The following is a 23355-nucleotide window of genomic DNA, read 5'->3' on the forward strand; positions in this document are numbered from 1 at the left end:
TAAATATAATTTAAATATTTTCTAGGGATTAATATACAGTAGGATTATTTTTGTACAGAATCATTGGTGATTCATCTCAGATTTGCATCATTATGGCTTTTTAGATTGGTAATATAAGTAACTAATTTGGGGATAAAATCTACAATAAAACTCACGTAGTTATGGTGATTTGAATTTACTCTGAGAAATATTCTTTAGTTAATTAAATACTGTTTTTGTCAAGGTATTCTTTGCCTCTTTTTACGTTATCATTAAAGTTGTTTGTAGCCGTTTTAGCATAATTTCGGGCTTAAGAACTGCGGAAATAAGCCGTTTCCCTTCGGCGGGCTAAAAGTCTGAAAAACCATTGATACACACGAAAACAGCCTCTAAATAATTCACGCCCAAGTCCGCAGTGATTGATCGTTCTTTGCAAGCGATCAGGTTACGAATTGGGCTTTGTTTCCTTATTACGGTAAGTTCTGGTGAGTTTTAGGCGATATCAGCGATTGATTTGCTGCTTCAATGCGGTTGAGGCTTTAAAGCTGGGCTGATTGTAACCGTCGATTTCTATGGCTTCGCCCGTTTGTGGATTACGCCCTGTTTTAGCGACATGGTATCTGAGTTCAAAGGTGCCAAATTGTGGCAGGAAAATTTTCTCGCCTTCGCTCAATGCGACGTGGATCTGTTGCAGTATCTGCTCAACCACAGGTTTAGTGCTCGCTTGCGATGCATTGAGCTCGGCGGCAATACGTTGGATAAGTTGTGCTTTGTTCATAGAAACCTCTGAAGTCAGCTTAGGTTCAATCGAAGGGGAGTTATAACAAGCTCGTCCCGAGATTGAAAGCCATAGCAAGCTCAGCGCGGTTGATTGGTGTTTTATTGACAGGCTTGTGAAGCTTTTGGTGATTGTGTGTTGCTAAAGTAAGTACAAGTTTGTCGGATTGAGTGGTGGGCTGATTTTACTGGGCGAAGTGACTGACTTAATTTAAAGGCTTATTGAAAGCCTTAGTTTAAAACCTTAGTTAAAAGGCCTAAGCGCAAGGCGTATTGCGCTTAGGCTATGGATTGAACACTATTCAACCGTTGGGTGATGAGAAATCCCTTTTAACGCTTGCCTATGAAAAGAGTGTTTCTTCCAGAGTGCGACCTTTCAGCAGCATCTTGTATTGCCATTGATGCTGATTGAAGAGGGCGAATAGGCGCATCTCAATATCACTGTTGTGCGCTTTTTCTGTATTTGTGTCTAGCTGGATAATAAACACATTGCTTTGTTTTGAGCTGATGTTCACCACTCCCGCCAGTTTTGCCACTTCCGCTTGCAATGCATCGCTGTCACAGTTTTGCATGGTTAACGTCAGGTAATCGCTGTCGGTCGACGCATGCATTGACACCGCTTGACTCAGTTGGCCTTTATCTAAATACAACACTTGATCGCACAGCTTTTCGAGCTCATCGAGATTATGGGAGCTGATCATAAAAGTTGTGGTGGGTGATAAGGCTTTAACCAGTTCACGGACTTTTTTTGCATTGGCAGGGTCGAGTCCCGCTGTCGGTTCATCTAATAATACTAATTCTGGCGAGCCAATCAGCGCCTGCGCAATCGATACACGTTTACTCATACCGTGGCTAAGGCTAGGCGGTTTTTGCTCGGCAACATCAATTAGATCGACCAAGGCCAACACGCGCAGTGCCTCTTGCTTTGCTTGCTCTAGGTTCATGCCCTGCAGGCGAGCGAAAAATATTAACTGGCTGACAATCGTCAAGTTGGGATCGAGCACTGCATCTTGGGGTAAAGCGGCAATCTTGCCTAAGAGTTTAGGGCTATTGGGGGCTTCACCGAGTAGGGTTATGGTTCCAGAGCTGGGTGATAAATAGCCGCATAACAGGCTAAAAAGCGTGGTTTTACCCGCGCCATTGGGACCGACAAGGGCGATGGGGGCACCCGCTTCAAGACTGAAACTCACATCATTCAGCGCCTTTTTGCTGCCGTAAAGCTTCGACAGCCCTTGGCATTGGATCAGACTCATAGCGAGCTCCTTTGCATATAAATTCTGCCGAGCAAGAGGGCCACAGCGGTTTGTAACAGTGGAATAGGGGCATAGACTAAGCTATTGAGTCCATTGGTATTGAGCATGTCCGACAGTTGAGCACCGGGTAATACCCACTGGAGTTGTGCTAGTAGGCTAGATTGATTCGCTAACACCACGATAGTGATGGAAATCACCGTCCATAAAATGGTGGCAAACACCATAGCTTGGCGTGCCGTGCGCGCATACAGGGACAATAAAGTCATCACAGCCGTGTAGGGCAAGATCACTATGATGAGGTTAAGGCCCACTAAGGCGCCAGACGTTAACGCAGATAAAATCAGTTGGCTGTCGCGGCTGAGCGCGAGGGCGACAGTGGCGATAATCGTTAATAGGATCAGTAAACCTTGGATCAGAATTTGGCCGAGAAAACGGCCGAACAATAAGCTGTCACGGCTAGTGCGTATGGTTAAAAAGCGCAGCGTGCCGCGGGTTTTATCCGATGAGAACTGATCGGCGGCGATAAGAATACTGAACAGTGGAAACAAATACAGCGCAAAACACCAAAACACTGCCATTTCGGCCACGGGCCACTCAAAGAGCACATTGAGGGTATTGGCACCAAATAAGCTGTCGATGATATCTTTTACATTGGGCTGCAATAACATGGCCGATGCACTTTGAATGGGGTAAAGCAGAAGTACACCCCAAACTAAACCAAAGGCGACCAAGGCGATGATCCCGCGGGTATTAAATAAAAATTTGCGCAGTTCAAACATGGCGATAATAAACATGTTGTTGAAACTGCTGGGTGGATTATTGGTCATGTGCTGTCTCTATTCTTTTTTGCGCTAGGTTCAGGGGCTATGGTGCTTGGCGCGACTATGTTGGTGCGGTTCAGTTTCTCACCCTTGGGTAGACAGTGGATTGGTCCATAAGTGCCATGTTGCTCACATAGCACTTATTATCCATCGGTATTTATCAGTCATTATCTATCGCTAATTAGCTCAATGAGGCGATTAATTCATCGAGCTTTTGCGTCAGTTCGGCGACTTGTTGTTCAAGCTCTGTCACTCTGTTCACTAATTCAAGCGGCTCTGCGTCTACAGATACAGCGACATGGGCTAAGGGATGACTTGTGCTATGGGATTGACTAGCACTTTCGTGCGATGACGCTGCAGAGAATAATTCCACATAACGGGATTCACGGCGACCAGCTTCTCTGGGTAATTGTTTTAAGAAGGGCTTTTCACGGCTCATTAATTGGCGGATGCAATCTTCCACGTCGATCACGTCTTTAAATTCGTGTAGGCGGTTGCTGCGGGTCCGAAGTTCTCCCGGTGTTTGTGGGCCACGTAATAGCAACAAACAGACGATGGCGAGTGCGGCGGGGGACAGTTGAAGTTCGCTGAATTCGGTATTGCAGAATCTGTGCTTGTATTTAACGACGCGGCTGCCGAATCCCGACTGTTCGCTGATCAAACGTTTCCGATTTAGGGAATCAACGGCGATTTGCACTTGGGTTTCACTGAGTTCGAGTACGGGCTCGCGGCTGGTTTTTTGATTGCAGGCTAAGGTCAATGAGTTTAGCGAGAGTGGATATTGCTCGGGGGTGGTGATTTCTTTCTCAAGCAGGCATCCGATGACTCTGGCTTCGTGTAACGTGAGTTCCATATAAGCTCCAAAGAAAAAAGCATGGCTTTGTTTATAACAGAGCCATGCTTAATATCCTAGGAGTTGTCAGTCAAACTCTGCCTTAGTGGCGGTAAACTGTACAATTTTAACGCTAAGTCCTGAATAGAGTTGATTATTCTGCTGTTTCAGTTAAACGCAAACCATCATTATCTATGCTCAGTTGGCCATTCTTAAATAAGCCACCTATGGCTTTTTTGAAGGCTTTTTTACTCATACCAAGCTGATCGTAAATGATTTCAGCATCGGTTTTATCGGTCAGGGCTAAGAAGCCGCCAGCCTGTTTGAGTTTGATCAGAATGATGTGGGCATGCTTATCTAATTCTTGTTTACTGCCTTGTTGCAGCACAAGATCGATTTTGCCGTCGCGGCGCACTTGTTTGATGAAACCTTTGAGTCTTTGGCCGAAACGCAGTTTTTGGAACACTTCGTTTTCGTAAATCACGCCCCAATGGGCATGATTAATAATGGCTTTGTAGCCTAAATCTGTGGTGCCGCCGATATATAAATCGACCTGCTCACCGACTGTGTACCCTGGCTCTGTCTTATCGAGGAACTTATCGATTTTTGATGAGGCCATGATGCGTTCATCGGCGCGGTTAGCGTGTACATAGACCAGATATGAGCGGCCTTCTTCAATAGGCTTATGTTGCTCACCGAAGGGCAGTAATAAATCTTTATCTAAGCCCCAGTCTAAAAAGGCGCCATAAGGGCCGGTTGCGACAGCTTTTAAGTAGGCGAATTCGCCTACCTGTGCCAATGGACGGCGCGTGGTAGCAATCACGATATCTTCAGAATCTAGATACAGAAACACGTCAAGCAGATCACCGACTTGGCAGTCTTTTGGGGTGACTTTGTTTGGCAGCAGTACTTGCCCTAATTCGTGGGCGTTTAAATACACGCCAAAGCTGACTTGTTTTACAACCTCAAGTTTGCAGGTTTTACCTATCTGTACCATGGATCTCTCTGTGCATAATGGAATGTGATTCGGTTGCGATTATACACTTCGGTGCTGAAACTGCAGCATTATTGTCTTTGAGCTTTATCTTAGCGTGTGAGTCGTCACTCTGCGCAGGCTTGACCACGTATTGTGTCTCGGAGGAACCACTGATTTGTGGCGGGGTTTGGCGCCGTGATATTGGTTGTTTGGCTTCGCTTAATGTTGGCAAATCTGCATCACTTGAGTGACACACAAAAATCAGGGATATTTGCAGGGGTAAATGTCAATAAAAGTGACAAAGGTGATATAAAAAATATTGAACAGACTTGTACGACGTTTATGGATTAACTAACTAATATTACTCTATTTAAAATCAATGGGTGGCGGGTGATTGTTAAGCAGGTGTTTATTATATTTTAATGTAAAAGATTAAATGAGATTCTTGCTTGCATTCTGTGACATTGCGCGGTTTAATTGCGCCGTTCAACGACTTTGCTCGTTGCAGACATTACAAATATTACGTGAGTAATAAAGGTTTTATGGTTCACCAGTCATTAACCGTGTAATTAACAGTAGATGTGGTTACATGGGGTTAAGAGGGTTTTTATTAGCTAATGCACAAGCATCCATTTTTTGCACTTTGCCTAAAAGTGTCACAATGCCAACGCTCGATTGTCGTACCATACGATGATACTGGCCTTAAGCATCTCACGTTGATCCGCATCAATTCTGGCCGCGAAGAAGCCAATAGTCCCCTGTTAAAATAATCTTGCCTAGCGATAAGCTGGTTTGGCGTTTTCGCTAGTTCAGTGTTATCGGTTTTCGTTTTCTACTTGTGTTATCGGTTTCTGAAGGTCTTAATCTCTTTTGAACGTCTTTAAGCTACTTATTAGCTTGATGTTTTAAGGATGCGACTCAGGATCTTATTTGGCTTTTTGGCGGTATTTGCGCCCTTTAGCCTGAGGATAAATGCAAGCGAGGCAAGTAAAGATAGCTTTACTGAAGTAAGGGAATAAGCTTTCCCTTCAATATGATACGATGTATTGCGCTAAGATGCGTTGTCTCTTGCGCTATTAATGAAAATCGCAGCAATGTCACTTACACTAGCGTGACGTTGCGGCATTAAGGAGAAGGTAAAATCTACCTTCGTGTATGTCAGGTAAGGTGTCCCTTTGCCTGGGTTTGTCGAACGGGCGGTTGTGCTATTAAGCCATAACCGTTTAACCCATTTTTTAATAGACGGGCTAAATAATAATGAATGATTGGTCTATTGATGATGCTCGTGCTGGGTACAATGTTACTCACTGGAGCCAAGGTTTTTATGGGATTAGCGATCAAGGTGAGGTGACTGTGTCACCGGACCCCAAAAATCCTGATTACAAGATTGGCTTAAATGAGCTAGCCAAAGACATGGTTAAGGCGGGAGTCGCTTTACCTGTACTAGTTCGTTTTCCGCAGATCCTGCACCACAGAGTGAACAGTTTGTGCCAAGCATTCGACCAAGCGATACAGAAGTACGAGTATCAGGCGGACTATTTGTTGGTTTACCCGATTAAAGTAAACCAACAGCAAACTGTGGTGGAAGAGATCCTGGCGAGTCAGGCATCAAAAGAAGTACCACAACTGGGTTTAGAAGCGGGCAGTAAGCCTGAGCTGATGGCTGTGTTAGCCATGGCGCAAAAAGCCAGTTCAGTCATTGTATGTAATGGTTATAAAGATAATGAATATATCCGTTTAGCATTGATTGGTGAAAAGTTAGGTCACAAGGTTTACATCGTTTTAGAAAAACTGTCTGAACTGAAAATGGTGTTAGCTGAATCTAAACGTCTGGGTGTGACACCGCGTTTAGGTCTACGTGCACGTTTAGCGTTCCAAGGCAAAGGCAAGTGGCAGGCGAGCGGCGGTGAAAAATCTAAGTTCGGTTTATCTGCTGCGCAAATTTTGCTGGTTGTAGAGCAACTTAAGCAACACGATATGCTGGATTCGCTGCAATTGCTGCATTTCCACTTAGGTTCGCAAATCGCTAATATCCGTGATATTCGCCAAGGTGTGAGTGAAGCGGGTCGTTTCTACTGTGAATTACGTGAATTAGGCGCAAGCGTTAACTGCTTTGACGTCGGTGGTGGTTTAGCGGTGGATTACGATGGCACTCGTAGCCAAAGTAATAACTCGATGAACTATGGCCTGACCGAATACGCCAACAACATAGTTAACGTATTGACTGACATCTGTAATGAATACGAGCAACCTATGCCACGTATTATTTCAGAATCGGGTCGTTACTTAACGGCGCACCATGCAGTGCTTATCACCGATGTTATCGGTACTGAAGCTTATCAGCCTGAAGATATTCAACCGCCAGCGGAAGATTCACCACAGTTATTGCATAACATGTGGCATTCATGGTCTGAGATCAGCGGCCGCGCCGATCAACGTGCTTTGATTGAGATTTACCACGATAGCCAAAGTGACTTACAAGAAGCGCATTCGCTATTCGCTTTAGGTCAATTGACCTTAGCGGAGCGTGCGTGGGCTGAGCAAGCTAACCTGCGCGTGTGTCATGAAGTGCAAGGGCTATTGAGTGCGAAAAACCGTTATCACAGACCTATCATTGATGAACTCAATGAAAAGTTAGCCGATAAGTTCTTTGTTAACTTCTCATTATTCCAGTCATTACCGGATGCTTGGGGTATTGACCAAGTGTTCCCAGTATTGCCGTTATCGGGCCTAGATAAAGCCCCTGAACGCCGTGCTGTCATGCTCGATATCACCTGCGACTCTGACGGTATTGTCGATCAATACGTTGATGGTCAAGGGATTGAAACCACGCTGCCAGTGCCAGCATGGAGTGCGGATAGCCCATACCTGATTGGTTTTTTCCTTGTGGGTGCATACCAAGAAATCTTGGGTGATATGCATAACCTGTTTGGTGATACAAACTCAGCAGTGGTTCGCATCGAAGATAATGGTGTGACTAACATCGAATCTGTATTGGCGGGTGACACGGTTGCTGACGTATTGCGTTACGTTAACTTAGATGCGGTGGCCTTTATGCGCACTTATGAAGAGTTAGTGAATCTGCATATCGCCGAAGGTGAACGCGCACAAATTTTAGAAGAATTGCAACTAGGGCTGAAAGGCTATACCTATTTAGAAGATTTTTCTTAATTTCTAGCGTGTTAAAATAAATCAGCCTTGGGTAACCTCGGCTGATTTTTGTTTTTATAAGGACAGATTTTTCGCTTTTATTGCCGTTTTAGTCGTGTAAAATCGCGTTGTTCTAGGATCAAGTAAAGGATGAGTGACGATCATGAGGTCAAAGGGTTGATGTTTTTCGAAGGTTCAGAAAAAAAACTCGAGATTATCGTGACGGCGTCTACGCCGAATTTACGAGAACTCGATGTGAGTTTTTGGTCTGCCTTAGTCAACTGTGCCCACGCCGAGATACTGTCGCAGTTAAGTAATGCGGACTGTGATGCCTATCTGTTGAGTGAATCCAGCTTGTTTGTATGGCACGACAGATTTGTCATGCTCACCTGTGGTAACAGTACCTTAGTGGACGCCGCTTGTTACTTTATCGGCGCGCTTGGCGTGCCTGCCATGGCATTGGTGAGTTATCAGCGTAAAAACGAATACCAAGCTCATCTGCAAACCACGAGCTTTGCCGAGGATATTGGCAAACTGCGCCAACGTATCACCGGTAAAGCCTTTCGAGTGGGTCATCTCGACAGCCATCATCACTATTTTTTTTGCTCTGACAGTGATTATCGAGCACCAAAGGATGATCAAACCAGTGAACTGTTGATGTACCACATTCGTGGCGAATTTGCCGACTATCTTAATGGCGGCTCGCAGAGTAAAGATGAGATTTGCACTGCACTCGAACTTAACGATTTACTCCCTGAATTTGAGATTGACGCCCATTTATTTGATCCGTCAGGCTTTTCGATGAACGGTCTCTGGGGCAAATATTATGTTACTTTGCATATTACGCCTCAAAGCGAGAATGCGTGCGCTAGCTCCTATGTGAGCTTTGAAACGAATCTGGATTTAGCGCAGTATCCGCAAGATCTATTAGCGCGTCTATTAACCTTGTTTGCTCCTGTCAGTTGGGACACAATCCGCTTTAATACCGACGACTCAACGCAGGGATTTCCTGCCCATTTATGCTTAGGGCGGTGTTCATTAACGACCGAGCAAGGTTATGACATTGGTTTTAGCCACTATCAGCAGCTTCAGGCTGAAGTGCTGATCCCTGAACTCATGTGAATTTTTGGTGTTTGCTTAAGGAAACCCTATGACAGATCTCAGTGATATCCGCCGCGAGTATGCCAAAGGCGGCTTAAGACGTGCCGATTTACCGCAAAACCCGATGGATTTGTTTGAACTGTGGATGACGCAGGCGAGGGATGCAGAGCTTAGCGATCCCACCGCCATGTGTGTGGCGACGGTGGATGAGCACGGCCAACCTTTTCAACGTATAGTATTACTTAAGCGTTTTGATGACACAGGTTTCGTATTTTTTACTAACCTTGGCAGCCGCAAAGCACAGCAAATTGCTGCTAATAATAAAGTCAGTTTGCATTTCCCTTGGCATCCTCTAGAGCGTCAAGTATCAGTGCTTGGAGAAGCGCAGGCACTGTCCACCGCTGAAGTGCTTAAATACTTTATGACCCGTCCTAAGGACAGCCAAATTGCGGCTTGGGTATCGCAGCAGTCGAGTAAACTCAGCGCTAGACAAGTACTTGAAGGCAAATTCTTCGAAATGAAAGCTAAGTTCGCTAAGGGCGATGTGCCTTTACCCAGTTTTTGGGGCGGTTACTTAGTGAGACCTTCGAGTATCGAATTTTGGCAGGGTGGAGAACATAGGCTGCATGATCGTTTTATTTATTCTCGCCATGATACAGAGTGGGAAATCGATCGTTTAGCGCCTTAGTACGGTGCATAGTTCGATAGCTCGGCATAAAACTGAGCTCGTGAACCTAACAACAGAGTTAAAATACATTGAGTGATTATAAAATTTGGGTTGATGCGGATGCATGCCCTAATCCTATCAAAGAAATCCTGTTTCGGGCGGCGGAGCGCAAAGCCCTGCCGCTGGTGCTGGTGGCTAATCAAATGATCCGCGTACCGCCATCTCCCTATATCAGCCAAATTCGAGTCGGTGCGGGATTTGATGTGGCCGATCAATATATTGTCGATCATGTGGAACCGACGCATTTAGTGATCACCGCGGATATTCCCTTAGCGGCTTTAATCATTGAAAAGGGCGCCTTGGCGCTCAATCCCCGTGGCGAGCTTTATACCGTCGATAACATAAAACAAAAGCTGACGATGCGCGATTTTATGGAGGATTTGCGCGGTTCTGGCGTGCACACCGGCGGGCCTGATTCGTTTTCTCAAGCAGATAAACAGGCTTTTGCCAATAGCTTAGATAAATGGTTAGTGCGCGTATGAATCATAGTTTACTGGTCGCTAATGGATAAACAGAGTATCTTTAGCTTAAGTTAGGTGATGTTGATCACGTTTAACTGGGCAGGATTTTAGCCTGTTGCGGATGTCGATTTTCTTTACGACATGGCTTTTAAACTCACTATTTAAGGACGGATACGATGAAAAAATGGATGGGAATTGTCGCCTTATCTGCTATGGCCAGTTTTAGCTGTGCCGCGCAATGGCAAGTGATGGAACAAGATTCGCGAGTCAGTTTTATTTCGGTAAAGAAAGGTGATATAGGTGAAGTCCATCACTTTAAACAACTCAAAGGTACGCTAAAAGATAACGGTCAATTTGAATTAACAATTCCACTAATCGGTGTGGCAACGGGTATTGATGTCCGCGATGAGCGGATGCAAAATTTGTTATTTGAAGTGTCTTTGTATCCAGAGCTGAAACTGTCATCACAAGTAGACCCTAAGATACTAAAAAATCTTGGCGTCGGTGAGAGTAAAGTTTTTGATATTGATGGAAAAATTGCGTTACACGGCAAATCGCAAACTAAGGCTTTTTCGGTGATTATCACTAAAGTTTCTGATAACAAACTTTTAGTGAACAGTTTTCAACCGGTAATTGTTAATGCCAATGAGTTTGATCTTGTGGCTGGGATTGATAAATTACGTGAAATTGCGGGTTTATCGAGCATTAGTCAAGCTGTTCCTGTGTCATTTGTACTAACCTTAACTCAGTAACTTCAATAAGATTGGTATAGATCAATACGTCTGTTATCGAAGATAGGCTAGAGTTAAATAAGTGGCGTATGCGAGATCTTGATAAGAAGCTGAGCTTTTGGCTTCTTTGATATTTTCTGATGTGCTATTAATAGCATCACAATAGATATTAAGTTAATGAGTTTAAAGGGTAAAAAATGGTCACAGATAAAGATGGTTACATGCATTTGGTCCAGTATTTAACTGAACATCTTGGCTTATTTGAAACACCAGGTTCAGAGGTAGTTTCAGACGATACTGTGATGGAATTATTTGAAGAGCAATTGTCGGCACAGATCATTATGGTGTGTGGCCAAAATCCATCGTTGTCTTTTACGCAACGTAATGTGATTATCCGTGAAGTGGATGCAATTGTGTATGATTTAGAAGAGATTTTAGCTTCAGTTGCCAACCATAAAGCGACTCCCGCACAGACTTTATTTATTACTGAGTTTTCTAGTTTGATTAAGAATTTGTTCGATCAAGAAATCGCTAAACTTCAAGTGAGTGCTTAGTCAGAATAGCAATTAGATTATTTATTAATGCATGATTTTAGGTAAGTCATGACTAATACTATTTTTTAGCAGCGTAAATCACCATCGTTTGAGTACCATGTGTTTCCTCACACTTATTGTTAACCTCGAGCAGTAGCAGCCTTGAGTGTGAGGTAAATATCTTCTCTTTGCTTCACCTCATGTTATTTCGTATGGTCACCATTTTTCATCGAGTTCTGCGACTAAGTTTTGTTACTGGGTTATGCGAGTTATCGCTGTGGATTCGCTCCTTTTGGCGTCATTTGCATTGCTGATGTGTATGTATAAAATGGTGTTAGCTTAAAATAAAAAGCCCATCTTTCCCGCATTTATGTCATTGTCTGTGTATCTTTAGTGTATGAGCTTTAACTATTTTTCCCTTCATGTATTGATAAGGAGTGTTCAATGCTAACGATTTCTTCGGGTCATGCTGATGATATATTGGCAGTGGTCGCATCTGGCCGTGTTAACCATGGGGATGTTGAAGGCTATTTGGTTCCCGCCATAGAAGCCAAGCTGCAAGACCACGCCAGCATTCGCCTTTGGTACGAGTTTTCCCCTGAATTTGAAGGTATATCCGTTGGGGCCCTGTGGGATGATGCGGTATTAGGTTTATTTCATTTAAGTGATTTTTCAAGGGTCGTGATGATTGCCAATGCCACTCAAACAAATGCTATGGTTAATGCACTAGCCTGCATGCTGCCATGTCCGGTAAAGGTATTTACCGCCGATGAACATAGCCAAGCCAAGGCATGGTTAGATCAATAACGCACCTTTGTTTATTGCGGTTCTAAATCTGTACTCAGTGGCCAACGACATTGAATGTGTGTGCCTTGGTTCAAGTGGCTACTGATGCTAAGGCTGCCATTGAGATCATTTTTAAGCCACAGATTTATACAGGTCAGCGTTCCAAGGCAGAGTTCTTGCGCTAGTTCTTGCCGTAACTGTGCGAGTTGCGGCTCTGTCATACCTATCCCATTATCGATAATACTGATGTGTAACTCTTCGCTCGACTTGTCGATATTAATGGTTATTTCACGCTGTTCATTGTGAGCTTTAAATGCATGATTCAACGTGTTGGTGATTAGACGATAAAACAGCTGCAAATATTGCCATGAAGGGCCATCAATGATGATATTTTCTTCACAATTTAACGCTATTTCCACATTTGTTTTAGCTAATTGTACCTTTAGCAACCCTAAGAGATGGCGCATAAATTGTGCGAGATGCAGTGGCCGAATGTCATTTTGATAATTCGTTAATAACTGGGCAATATGTCGCAATTTATCTGCCTGAGTCACCATGATTTCGGTGATCTGATTTTGGTCGTTAGCATTATCTATTGGCTGAAGTTGGCACACTTTGGCGAGTAGCTGATCTTGCTCATGCATAATTTGCGTCATCATTTCAGCTAGAAAATTTTGCATTAGCTGTTGGCTTTGTTCACGACTGAGATTGAGTTGATGATGTTTCTCAAGCAATTGGGTTGATTTGTCTTGGAGCAGATAGAGTTCATGGTTATGTTGATTACTGAGGCGAACTTGTTCTTGTAGGTGATTAAGCGCCTCGACTTGCCCTAAAAGTAACTTTTCTTGTTCTTGCTCTTTAATTTTTTGTAAGGTGATATCAAAGGCGATAGCACCGACTGCAATAACGGTATCGTCATCATCTTTGATCTTAAATTTAGTCACGATATAAATAAGATTGCCTAGGGGCGATGGAATAGCTTCTTCGAAGTTTATGGCTTCATGATTATGCAGAACGCGTCGATCATTTTGTTGATACTCGTGGGCAAATTGGCTGGGAAATATCTCAAAATCAGAGGTGCCAATAATGCATCTGCGTTCTATACCTAAGATTTCACAATATTTGTCATTGACTAGAATATATTTACCGTGAAGATCTTTGATATAGATGAGATTTTGAGAAAATTTAAGCAAAGCCCTCAATTGTTCTTTATGGCGCTTTAACTCCAGTTGAAACAGATTTTGGCTCTGCAATTGCTGTTCTAGTGCCAGGTTACTCGCATCTAAGCTCGCCATTGCCACTTCAAGTTGTCGAGTACGCGATAGGAATGTTTTTGCCAATAAGCCAATTTCGTCATGGCTGTTATTGGCTTTGAGTTCGATAGAGGCGGAATCATTACGTTTTAAGGCTTGGACGATTTCAATAATGGGGGTGATAAATAGTCGGTGCTGGAGTAAGAATAATAGAATTAAGCCTAATAGTTGAATACAGACTAAATAAACGCCGACCTTTTCGATTAAATGTTTAGCGGTATCCTGCAGCGGTGAAATTGGGGTGACGACAAGTACCTTCCAATAGGTATTTGGCATGAGAAATACCGAAACGAGAGATGCCGTTTTAAGGATTGGATCATGGGTCAAAGTTACCGACGTCAGTAATTTCGGGACAGTAAAATGATTTAAGGCATTGTTATTTACGATGGCCGCTAACATGTCACGCTCATTTTGATGACTTAGTCTCGTTAGATGCTGCATCTGTTCTTGGGTAAAAACGCGCTCGGCAATCGCCGCTTCTATAAAGGCTTTATCTGCACTCTGTAATGCGACTTCGACGGGGCTGAAATCTGGCTGTTGGCTGGTGAGATGATTGAAGGTGACGAAAGAATGATTGGTATTGGTTTGATGCTTAAGATCGTTATTGGCATCTGGATAGGCGAGTACTTGGTTTTGATGATCTAAGGCTATGACATAGCCTCTGACATTAATCATAGTATTGCGTAATAGCACATTGAGCTTTTCTAAACTGATATCCACAGTGGCGGCACCAATAAACTGATGGTCCATCCACATAGCGCCTGAGGCTGTGATCATTGACTCATGGGTTGTCGGATCGAAATAAGATTTTGACCAGAAAATTTTACCAGCAGGAAAATAGCGCGTCGGGCGATACCATTCTTCGGTGTGGTAGCTTGGGAATGTGTCTTTGTTATAGGAATCAATGGCGACTAATTCATCGTTTACATTGTGTGCCCAAAACAGGCTATCTCGAAATTTTTGCTGATTAAACGCGCCGGGTTCCGGCCAGACGCCACCGCCAGAGATGATGCGTTGTTGACTATCGAGTTTCAGCAACGTGGGAATGGTTTTCACCAGTTGCTCATGATCATAGCGGTAAAGTTTGGCAATACTGGAAATAGAGTCGACTACGGTTTCAACCTGTGAAGTCATTTCTTGCAGTTTGGCGATAATCAACTGGCCATAGTTTTGGTTTAACACGGCTTGCTGATCAAGAACTTGTTGGCGTTGAATGCTCAGCATGACCCAAGCTGTACTACAAATCAAAATAGCGGCAATGACGAGCTGAATAAGGCTAAATTTGAATGGCAAACTGTTTTGCCATTGGGTTAATGGCGTGCGTGGCTCAGATGTCGAACTTTTTCCCATAATCCCCAGTTTCCAAATCACCACTTTTCATTGAGCCAGTGTAGCGCTTTCTCACTGTTTTGCTATTGGCATATGTTTAAGTTGCGAGGATTGAATGGGATAAGTGGAATACAATCGTCAATAAAAAGGCAGGTTTTATGCCTGCCTTATCTCAAACTTGTTATTTATAAAGAGACGGTTTATTTGAACCACTTAGGACAGGCACAATAAAGAGTAACCAAGCGACTAAGAAGCCACTGAAGGCAACTACCATCCATTCGGGCATCGTTACACCCATAAAGACCCAAGGTACATCAGTACACATGCCAGTAGGCATCATAACGGCAGGGAACCATTCGTGTAATGGCATCCAAGCTGGAAATTCAGGTAAGAATGAGCAGGTTGAAAAAGGGGATGGGTTGGCTTGCATATCTACGAGCGATAAAGCTAGTTTTAATCCCCAAGTTGCACTGATGGCCCAGAGCACGGCAGCTAAGATCCTTACTATTCGATATTTTGGGGCTGTCATGCCAATGAGGCCTGCTGCCAATAAACCAAAAATAGCGAGTCTTTGGTAAATACACATGACACAGGGTTCCAGTTTCATGACATATTGAAAATACAGGGCGGCTGCTTCTAACCCAAGGGCTGTGCCTGCGAGAATAAACCAAGATGAACGGGAATGGGCAAAGCGAGTCATTACAGTCAAAGTGAGCTCCATATCAACAAAAAACGCCCTCAGACATGGGGCGTTTTTTGGACTCTACTTATTAAATAAAGTTCAGTCAATAAAGAAGATTAATGTCCAGTCATCGGCTCTAAAACTTCACTAGCGCTGTGATGGATGATTATCTGGGAATCATAGAAATATTGGGTGGCTTGTTCTAAGAAACCCGTTTGAATCGCCATGACACCTACAATAGACAGCACGATAGTGTAAGGTAATGCCATCCATACCATTCTGCCATAGGATAAGCGGATAAGTGGCGCTAGGGCTGAGGTTAGTAGGAACAAGAACGCCGCTTGACCATTGGGCGTGGCAACCGAAGGTAAGTTAGTTCCAGTATTAATCGCAACGGCCAGCAAGTCGAATTGATCACGGCTGATTTGACCGTTAATCAATGCCGCTTTCACTTCGTTAATGTACACAGTGCCGACGAACACGTTATCACTCACCATAGACAGCAATCCGTTGGCGATGTAGAAAATCACCAACTGAGTATTGCCTTGATAACTCAGTGCCCATTGGATCACTGGTGCGAATAAGTGCTGGTCGATAATCACGCCAACAACCGCAAAGAAGACAGCTAATAACGCGGTAAAAGGCAGTGCTTCTTCGAAAGCTTTACCGAGGGCATGCTCATCGGTAACGCCGTTAAAGGCTGTGGTTAAAATAATCACAGAAAGACCAATTAAGCCCACTGAGGCCAAGTGCAATGCAAGTCCAGCGATCAACCAGACACCCACTAAGGCTTGGACGATTAACTTCATGTTGTCTTTATTGGTACGGCGCGCATCTTCATGGGCGGCATATTCACATAAGATCCGATGAACGGCCGTTGGCAACTTAGCGCCATAACCAAAAATGCCAAATTTTTCAACTAAGTAACAAGTTAAGATACCCGAGATTAATACAGGAACAGTAACGGGTGACATACGCACGGCGAATTCACCAAATTGCCAATTTGCTTGCGCGGCGATAATAAGGTTTTGTGGTTCACCCACCATAGTACACACGCCGCCCAGCGCAGTACCCACACCCGCATGCATTAACAGATTACGTAGGAAACCACGGAATGCACTGAGTTCTTCTTCGTTTAACTGATCTTCACCATCATCATTTTTACCTTCAGAGGTATGATCGTGATCGGCGCCGAAATCTTTTCCAGAAGCGACCTTGTGGTAAATAGAATAGAAACCCACAGCGACCGCGATAATGACGGCAATAACCGTTAACGCATCTAAGAAGGCTGATAAAAAGGCTGAAGCCAAACAAAACATTAATGACACTAAAATTTTAGAGCGCACTTTAGTAATGATTTTCGTGAAGCCAAATAGCAGCAATTGCTTCATGAAATATATACCAGCGACCATAAATACCAAGAGTAATAATACTTCGAGGTTGGCTTCTATTTCATGTAAGACTTGGCTTGCCGATGTCATTCCGATCGCGACGGCTTCAATTGCCAATAATCCGCCGGGCTGTAATGGATAGCATTTTAATGCCATTGCTAAGGTAAAAATAAATTCAAGCACCAATACCCAACCAGCCACAAAGGGGTCGACATAGAAAAAGAGTATTGGATTGATAATTAAAAATGACAGTATTGCGGTTTTGTACCACTTAGGAGAATTTCCTAAGAAGTTCCCAATAAACGCCTGACTCATTGTCGCCGGCATGGCAGCCTCTCTTCTAATTATGTTAAAAATTGCACGTGATTATTATCAATACCTGCGTTAGTTAAATGAGTCTAGCCTAAAGAGAAAGCTAATGTAATGAGTTACTGATACCGACATTTCAAAAAGCGGAGCTAAGCGGCAAAATTGGCCCATCCTGTATTGACCTTGGTCGTTTTTTTGAACGATTCTGTGACATTTACACGGCGATAACACAGTGATTTTAAGTGAATGGTTTCCATTTTTTACCGCTCTGGTATGATCAGTGACCATTACGACGCACAACAACTGGATAAGTGGGCTGATGATTATCAATGCCAAAGGACCTGCAAGTTTTGCAGAGAAGTATATTGTGAGATCAATTTGGGAAAACAAATTTCCTCCAGGGTCCATTTTACCGGCTGAACGTGAGCTTTCAGAATTGATTGGTGTGACTCGCACCACTCTGCGTGAGGTGCTACAGCGCTTGGCGCGTGACGGTTGGTTGAAAATTCAGCATGGCAAACCAACACGGGTTAACAACTTTTGGGAAACTTCAGGCTTAAACATCCTTGAGACTATTGCTGATTTGAATCCCGAGGGTTTTCCGGTATTGGTTGACCAACTCTTGTCAGCTAGAACGAACGTCAGTGCTATCTATTTTCGCGGTGCTTTGCGTTATAACCCGGATACCGCTGTGGAGGTACTTGCAAAGATTCACCAGCTTGAAGATACGGCTGAATCCTATGCTGAATTTGACTACTTACTGCATCACACCTTAGCGTTTTCGTCTGGAAATCCACTTTACGTTTTGATATTAAACGGATTTAAAGGTTTGTATAGTCGAGTTGGTCGTTATTACTTTACCAGCTCAGATGCGCGTTTATTAGCATTGAACTTTTACAAAGAATTAGAACTGTTGGCTCAGGCGAAAAATTACCTCGATGTCTCTGCGCTAATGCGTACCTATGGCATGAATAGCGGTAAGATGTGGTTACAATTACGCGAAGATATGCCAGCTTCTATTGCTCAAGATCATTAATCTCTGTGAGTGATATTGCGTTAAGATAGCGCTAAATAAACAAAAAGGCCGTTTCAATTGGAAACGGCCTTTTTATTGTGCTTATTATTCTGGTTTATTGGCTTCAGGGCAGGATGCTAAGACGCTAATACTCGCATCTGCATTTTTTTGCTCTAAGGTGACAGTGAAACCCCATAATCGATGTAAATGCTTTAATACTTCTTTATGGCTATTGGCTAAGGGAATATCGTTATTTGGCACATAATGTAAGGTTAAGGATCGATCACCGTTGATTTCCACATTATGTACTTGGATATTTGGCTCAATATTAGACAGGTTATATTGTTGTGATAGTAACTGGCGAATATCTTGATAGCCCCGTTCATCGTGGATCGCGGATACCGAAAGATAATTGCGTTTCTCATCATCATGGATACCAAACAATTTAAATTGGCGGATAACTTTAGGTGAGAGATATTGGCTAATAAAACTTTCATCTTTAAAGTTTTGCATCGCAAAGTGTAAGGTTTCAATCCAATCGCTGCCAGCAATGTCGGGAAACCAAGCTTTATCTTCATCGGTTGGATTTTCACAAATACGCCGAATATCGGTGAACATGGCAAAACCTAAGGCGTATGGGTTGATGCCACTGTAATAACGACTGTTGTAATCGGGTTGGGCCACAACGCCTGTATGACTTTGCAAAAACTCGATCATGAAGCGGTCAGTGACCACGCCATCGTCGTACAAGTGATTCAAGATAGTGTAATGCCAGAAGGTTGCCCAGCCTTCATTCATGACTTGAGTTTGTTTTTGCGGATAAAAATATTGCGCCATTTTACGCACAATACGGATTATTTCCCTTTGCCATGGTTCAAGCAAAGGAGCGTTTTTCTCGATGAAATATAAAATATTTTCCTGCGGTTCGGCGGGGAAACGACGTTTTTTCGATTGAGACTGCTCATGTTGATGGGTCGGAATCGTGCGCCATAAATCATTTACTTGGCTTTGAAGGTAAGCCTCGCGATCCTTTTGTCTTGCTTGTTCTTCCCTGAATGAGATTTCAGAGGGACGTTTATAACGATCGACACCGTAGTTCATTAGCGCATGACAGGAGTCTATGACGCTTTCGACTTGTTCTACACCGTATTTTTGCTCGCAGTCACTTATGTAGTTTTTAGCAAAGACAAGGTAGTCAATAATCGAGCTCGCATCTGTCCATGTCTTAAATAAGTAATTGTTTTTAAAAAAGCTGTTATGTCCGAAACAGGCGTGAGCTATCACCAGCGCCTGCATTGTGATGGTGTTTTCTTCCATTAAGTAAGCGATGCAGGGGTTAGAGTTAATCACAATTTCATAGGCGAGCCCCATTTGGCCACGTTTGTAACCTTGCTCGGTTTCGATAAAACGTTTGCCGAAAGACCAATGGGTGTAACCTATGGGCATGCCTATGCCAGCATAAGCATCCATCATCTGTTCAGCAGTGATGACTTCAATTTGATTTGGGTAAGTGCTGAGTTTATAGAGCGCTGCCACCCGCTCAATTTCCTTGAGGTAGTCTTGCAGTAGCTCGAAGCTCCAGTCGGGACCATCGCTCAGTGGTGTCCAAGATGTTGATTTAGTTATCCCCATAGTGCCCCCTTAAACCGCTTGTTTCTTGAATAGCTCCCTAAAGACAGGGTAAATATCTTCGGCTTGACGTATATGCTGCACGGCGATGTTGTCGTAATGCTGTTGCAGGGATTCATATTCGCGCCACAGGGTTTGATGGGCGCGATTGGTGATTTCGATATAGCTGTAGTAGCGCACCAGTGGCAATATTTTTTGTTCTAACAATTGCCTACAGGTAGGTGAATCGTCAGCCCAGTTATCACCGTCGGATGCTTGGGCTGCGTAAATATTCCACTCATCGGCTGGGTAGCGGGCTTGTTGAATTTCATGCATTAATTTCAATGCACTGGACACTATGGTGCCGCCCGTTTCTTGGGAGTAAAAGAACTCGTGTTCATCGACTTCTTTGGCTTGGGTATGGTGGCGAATGTAAACCACTTCTAAATTTTTATAGGTACGGGTGAGGAACAGATACAGCAAGATATAGAAGCGTTTTGCCATATCTTTAGTTGCCTGATCCATAGAACCAGACACATCCATTAAACAGAACATCACAGCTTGGCTAGAGGGGATTTCTCGTTTCGCATAATTATTAAAGCGCAGATCGAAGGTATCGATAAACGGCACTCTAGCAATCTTTTGTTTTAACTCCTCAATTTGAGCTTTTAAATCCAAAATCAACTCCGCCTTAGTACCTGGAATATTTTCCAGTTCAGCAAGTTCTTGTTCTAACTCTTTTAATAGTTTCTTTTTACTGGCCGACATCGCAATGCGACGAGCAAGGGATGAACGTAATGAACGGACAATATTGATGTTAGCGGGGACGCCATCATTGGTGAATCCCGCACGGTAGATTTGGTATTCCACCAGTTTATTAAGGCGATTTTTTTGTAGATTGGGGAGTTCTAAGTCCTCAAACAATAACTCTAGATACTCATCCTTAGAGATTTCGAACACAAAGTCATCGTCGCCTTCACCCGAGTTTGAGGCCTCACCTTTGCCCGAACCGCCGCCTGAACCACCAGGTGGTCGGTCAATTTTATCGCCACGGGTAAATTGGTCATTACCGGGATGCACTCTATCCCTGACACCGCCTTTGCCTTGGTGAAACATAGGTTCACTGATATCCCGTGTTGGGATACTGATTTTTTCGCCTTTATCTACATCCGTTACGCTGCGACGAGTCACTGCATCGCTGACGGCTTTTTTAATTTGTTGCTTATATCTATTGATAAAGCGTTGGCGGTTGACTGTGCTTTTTCCTTTCGCATTCAACCGTCTATCGATAAAGTTCGCCATACGCACCTCCCAAAACCCAGCGAAGGCTTTGGCAACACCAAAGCCCTATACTTAGTTAGCGCAAGTTTAAGAAGATTTACGAACTCGTAAATACCACTCAGACAAGAGTCGGACTTGTTTTTTGGTATAGCCTTTCTCCATCATGCGATTGACGAAATCATCGTGTTTGCGTTGATCGTCGTTCGACGTTTTGGCGTTAAAGGAAATAACAGGCAGTAAATCTTCTGTGTTGGAGAACATTTTCTTCTCGATTACTGTGCGAAGTTTCTCGTAGCTGGTCCATAGCGGATTGTTACCCTCATGGTTCGCGCGGGCGCGCAGCACAAAGTTAACGATTTCATTACGGAAATCTTTAGGATTGCTGATCCCCGCGGGCTTCTCAATCTTTTCAAGTTCAGCATTGAGGGCGGCGCGGTCGAATAGCTGACCTGTTTCTGGGTCACGGTATTCTTGATCTTGGATCCAAAAGTCGGCGTAAGTGACATAGCGGTCAAAGATATTTTGGCCGTATTCAGAGTAAGACTCTAAGTAAGCGGTTTGAATCTCTTTACCGATAAACTCCACATATTTAGGGATCAAATAACCTTTTAGGAATTCAAGATAACGTTCGGCGGTATCGCCGGGGAACTGTTCTTGTTCAATTTGTCGTTCGAGGACATAGAATAAATGTACTGGGTTGGCGGCGATCTCTGAATGGTCGAAGTTAAATACCCGCGACAAAATCTTAAAGGCGAAACGGGTGGATAGTCCATTCATGCCTTCATCGACACCTGCGTAATCACGGTATTCTTGGTAAGACTTAGCCTTAGGATCGGTATCTTTCAGGCTTTCACCGTCATATACCCGCATCTTAGAGTAGATGGAGGAGTTTTCAGGCGGCTTGATGCGTGACAACACACTAAATTGCGCTAAGGTTTCTAAGGTGCCGGGAGCGCAGGGCGCTTTCGATAACTCAGAGTTGATTAGCAGTTTTTGATAGATTTGCAGCTCTTCTGAGACCCGTAAACAGTATGGCACTTTGACTATGTAAACACGGTCGAGGAAGGCTTCGTTGTTTTTGTTGTTTTTGAAGGTTGACCACTCGGACTCGTTTGAGTGAGCCAGAATAATCCCGCTATAGGGCAAGGCCGATAAGCCTTCTGTGCCGTTATAGTTACCTTCCTGAGTTGCAGTTAGTAGTGGATGCAGCACTTTAATTGGTGCCTTAAACATCTCGACGAATTCCATCACCCCTTGGTTTGCACGGCACAATGCGCCTGAATAGGCGTAAGCATCGGGATCATCTTGGGAGAAATGTTCGAGCTGCCGAATATCGACTTTACCGACAAGGGACGAAATATCTTGGTTGTTTTCATCACCGGGTTCAGTTTTCGCTATTGCCACTTGGTCCAGAATGGATGGAAAGACTTTCACCACGCGAAATTTGGAGATATCGCCACCAAACTCATGCAGACGTTTTACCGCCCAAGGCGACATGATGGTTTTCAGATAACGGTTGGGAATGTTGAATTCATCTTTTAACAGCTGTCCATCTTCTTCCACATCAAACAGGCAGAAAGGGTGATCGTTGACTGGGCTGCGGACTCCATTCGCGCTCAGAATGTAAATGGGCACTTTTTGCATTAGGGCTTTGAGTTTTTCGGCTAGCGATGACTTACCGCCGCCCACTGGGCCCAGTAGGTATAGAATTTGTTTGGATTCTTCTAATCCTTGAGCCGAGTGCTTTAGGTAAGCCACAATTTGCTCTATGGCGTCTTCCATGCCGAAGAAATCTTTAAATGCGGGATAGCGTGAAATAAGTCGATTCGAAAAAATACGGCTAAGTGTTGGATTTTTTGCGGTATCAATGACTTCTGCTTCACCAATTGCAAGCAGTAGTCGCTCTGATGCTGACATGTAAGCGCTGCGATCTCCCTTGCAGATGTCCAGAAACTCCTGCAAAGAATATTCTTCATCGAGTTTTTGTTCGTAGCGCTTTTGGTAATGCTCGAAAATGCCCATATAAACCCCCTGAAACGCCAGTGATGTCATGGAACGGATAACTGGCTAGCCAGCCTCCTACTCTAATCTTAGACACAAACTCACTATCTGTGTCAAAAAAATATCAAATAAAAACAATAACAAATAGTTGCAAACGCAATTATTGCACTTGTAGTTAGCGGAGGATAAATCGGTGGGATAAGGGATGGGCGGCAAACGAGGGGCATAAAAAAAGAGCCACTAGGGCTCTTTTTACTGGGATTAACCCACTGCTCATTCGGCAGTAAACTACGTTAGGT

At 43.7% G+C, this 23355-nt stretch carries 20 protein-coding genes; 9 read left to right on the plus strand and 11 right to left on the minus strand.

Features of this window, described 5'->3' with window-relative positions:
* Window positions 1–481 precede the first annotated feature (481 nt).
* From L5L98_RS01925 to L5L98_RS01945, 5 genes are all read right to left on the minus strand, one after another.
* Entirely contained in the window at window positions 482–757 is a 276-nt protein-coding gene (locus L5L98_RS01925) for an HU family DNA-binding protein (RefSeq protein ID WP_006086318.1), read from the minus strand.
* A 340-nt stretch (window positions 758–1097) separates the two neighbouring features.
* Complete coding sequence (locus L5L98_RS01930) at window positions 1098–2009, minus strand: ABC transporter ATP-binding protein (protein ID WP_105252836.1); 912 nt, start codon at window positions 2007–2009, stop codon at window positions 1098–1100.
* Window positions 2006–2836, minus strand: a complete 831-nt coding sequence (locus L5L98_RS01935; RefSeq protein WP_263138239.1) for an ABC transporter permease subunit — start codon at window positions 2834–2836, stop codon at window positions 2006–2008. Before L5L98_RS01935 ends, L5L98_RS01930 begins: the two co-directional genes overlap by 4 nt.
* Window positions 2837–3011: 175 nt before the next feature.
* Complete coding sequence (locus L5L98_RS01940; protein ID WP_263138240.1) at window positions 3012–3683, minus strand: YceH family protein; 672 nt, start codon at window positions 3681–3683, stop codon at window positions 3012–3014.
* A gap of 133 nt (window positions 3684–3816) precedes the next feature.
* Window positions 3817–4659, minus strand: a complete 843-nt coding sequence (locus tag L5L98_RS01945) for a S1 RNA-binding domain-containing protein (protein WP_263138241.1) — start codon at window positions 4657–4659, stop codon at window positions 3817–3819.
* 596 nt (window positions 4660–5255) lie between these two features.
* Here L5L98_RS01945 and L5L98_RS01950 point away from each other — a divergent pair.
* The 8 genes from L5L98_RS01950 (at window position 5256) to L5L98_RS01985 (ending at window position 12148) form a co-directional block, all read left to right on the plus strand.
* Window positions 5256–5408, plus strand: coding sequence for a hypothetical protein (locus tag L5L98_RS01950; protein ID WP_011846564.1), 153 nt, complete (start codon window positions 5256–5258; stop codon window positions 5406–5408).
* A 487-nt stretch (window positions 5409–5895) separates the two neighbouring features.
* On the plus strand, window positions 5896–7809 hold the full coding sequence (gene speA / locus L5L98_RS01955) for a biosynthetic arginine decarboxylase (protein WP_028760330.1): 1914 nt from the start codon (window positions 5896–5898) through the stop codon (window positions 7807–7809).
* Window positions 7810–7968: 159 nt separating this feature from the next.
* Entirely contained in the window at window positions 7969–8910 is a 942-nt protein-coding gene (locus tag L5L98_RS01960) for an S-adenosylmethionine decarboxylase proenzyme (RefSeq protein ID WP_263138443.1), read from the plus strand.
* A 28-nt stretch (window positions 8911–8938) separates the two neighbouring features.
* Window positions 8939–9577, plus strand: a complete 639-nt coding sequence (pdxH, locus tag L5L98_RS01965; RefSeq protein WP_263138242.1) for a pyridoxamine 5'-phosphate oxidase — start codon at window positions 8939–8941, stop codon at window positions 9575–9577.
* Window positions 9578–9645: 68 nt separating this feature from the next.
* Window positions 9646–10098, plus strand: a complete 453-nt coding sequence (locus L5L98_RS01970) for a YaiI/YqxD family protein (RefSeq protein ID WP_006081277.1) — start codon at window positions 9646–9648, stop codon at window positions 10096–10098.
* A 155-nt stretch (window positions 10099–10253) separates the two neighbouring features.
* Window positions 10254–10829 carry a YceI family protein gene (locus L5L98_RS01975; protein ID WP_028760327.1) on the plus strand — a complete coding sequence of 192 codons (576 nt, stop codon included), beginning with the start codon at window positions 10254–10256 and terminating at the stop codon, window positions 10827–10829.
* A gap of 176 nt (window positions 10830–11005) precedes the next feature.
* Window positions 11006–11362 (plus strand): DUF3802 family protein, encoded by a 357-nt coding sequence (locus L5L98_RS01980; RefSeq protein WP_028760326.1) that lies wholly within the window; start codon window positions 11006–11008, stop codon window positions 11360–11362.
* 423 nt (window positions 11363–11785) lie between these two features.
* A complete protein-coding gene (locus L5L98_RS01985; protein WP_028760325.1) occupies window positions 11786–12148 on the plus strand; it encodes an STAS/SEC14 domain-containing protein in 363 nt (120 codons plus the stop codon).
* Window positions 12149–12159: 11 nt separating this feature from the next.
* Here the strand turns inward: L5L98_RS01985 and L5L98_RS01990 are convergent, their stop codons facing one another.
* From L5L98_RS01990 to nhaB, 3 genes are all read right to left on the minus strand, one after another.
* Complete coding sequence (locus L5L98_RS01990) at window positions 12160–14790, minus strand: PAS domain-containing protein (protein WP_263138243.1); 2631 nt, start codon at window positions 14788–14790, stop codon at window positions 12160–12162.
* A 160-nt stretch (window positions 14791–14950) separates the two neighbouring features.
* Entirely contained in the window at window positions 14951–15478 is a 528-nt protein-coding gene (gene dsbB / locus L5L98_RS01995) for a disulfide bond formation protein DsbB (protein WP_028760323.1), read from the minus strand.
* A gap of 89 nt (window positions 15479–15567) precedes the next feature.
* Window positions 15568–17169 (minus strand): sodium/proton antiporter NhaB, encoded by a 1602-nt coding sequence (gene nhaB / locus L5L98_RS02000; RefSeq protein WP_028760322.1) that lies wholly within the window; start codon window positions 17167–17169, stop codon window positions 15568–15570.
* Window positions 17170–17470: 301 nt separating this feature from the next.
* On the opposite strand from nhaB, the gene fadR reads away from it, so the two are divergent.
* The gene (gene fadR, locus L5L98_RS02005) at window positions 17471–18187 is read left to right on the plus strand and encodes a fatty acid metabolism transcriptional regulator FadR (RefSeq protein WP_028760321.1); all 717 of its coding nucleotides are present in this window, start codon (window positions 17471–17473) and stop codon (window positions 18185–18187) included.
* A gap of 84 nt (window positions 18188–18271) precedes the next feature.
* Here fadR and L5L98_RS02010 read toward each other — a convergent pair whose 3' ends face one another.
* The 3 genes from L5L98_RS02010 to L5L98_RS02020 all read right to left on the minus strand — a co-directional run bounded on the left by L5L98_RS02010 (window position 18272) and on the right by L5L98_RS02020 (window position 23077).
* Complete coding sequence (locus L5L98_RS02010; protein WP_198572694.1) at window positions 18272–19798, minus strand: SpoVR family protein; 1527 nt, start codon at window positions 19796–19798, stop codon at window positions 18272–18274.
* Window positions 19799–19807: 9 nt separating this feature from the next.
* Window positions 19808–21076 carry a YeaH/YhbH family protein gene (locus L5L98_RS02015; protein WP_063883574.1) on the minus strand — a complete coding sequence of 423 codons (1269 nt, stop codon included), beginning with the start codon at window positions 21074–21076 and terminating at the stop codon, window positions 19808–19810.
* A gap of 66 nt (window positions 21077–21142) precedes the next feature.
* On the minus strand, window positions 21143–23077 hold the full coding sequence (locus L5L98_RS02020; protein WP_131523897.1) for a PrkA family serine protein kinase: 1935 nt from the start codon (window positions 23075–23077) through the stop codon (window positions 21143–21145).
* Window positions 23078–23355 lie beyond the last annotated feature (278 nt).

Origin of the sequence: Shewanella sp. SM23 (assembly GCF_025654295.1) — a bacterium.
Lineage (GTDB): Bacteria > Pseudomonadota > Gammaproteobacteria > Enterobacterales > Shewanellaceae > Shewanella > Shewanella oncorhynchi.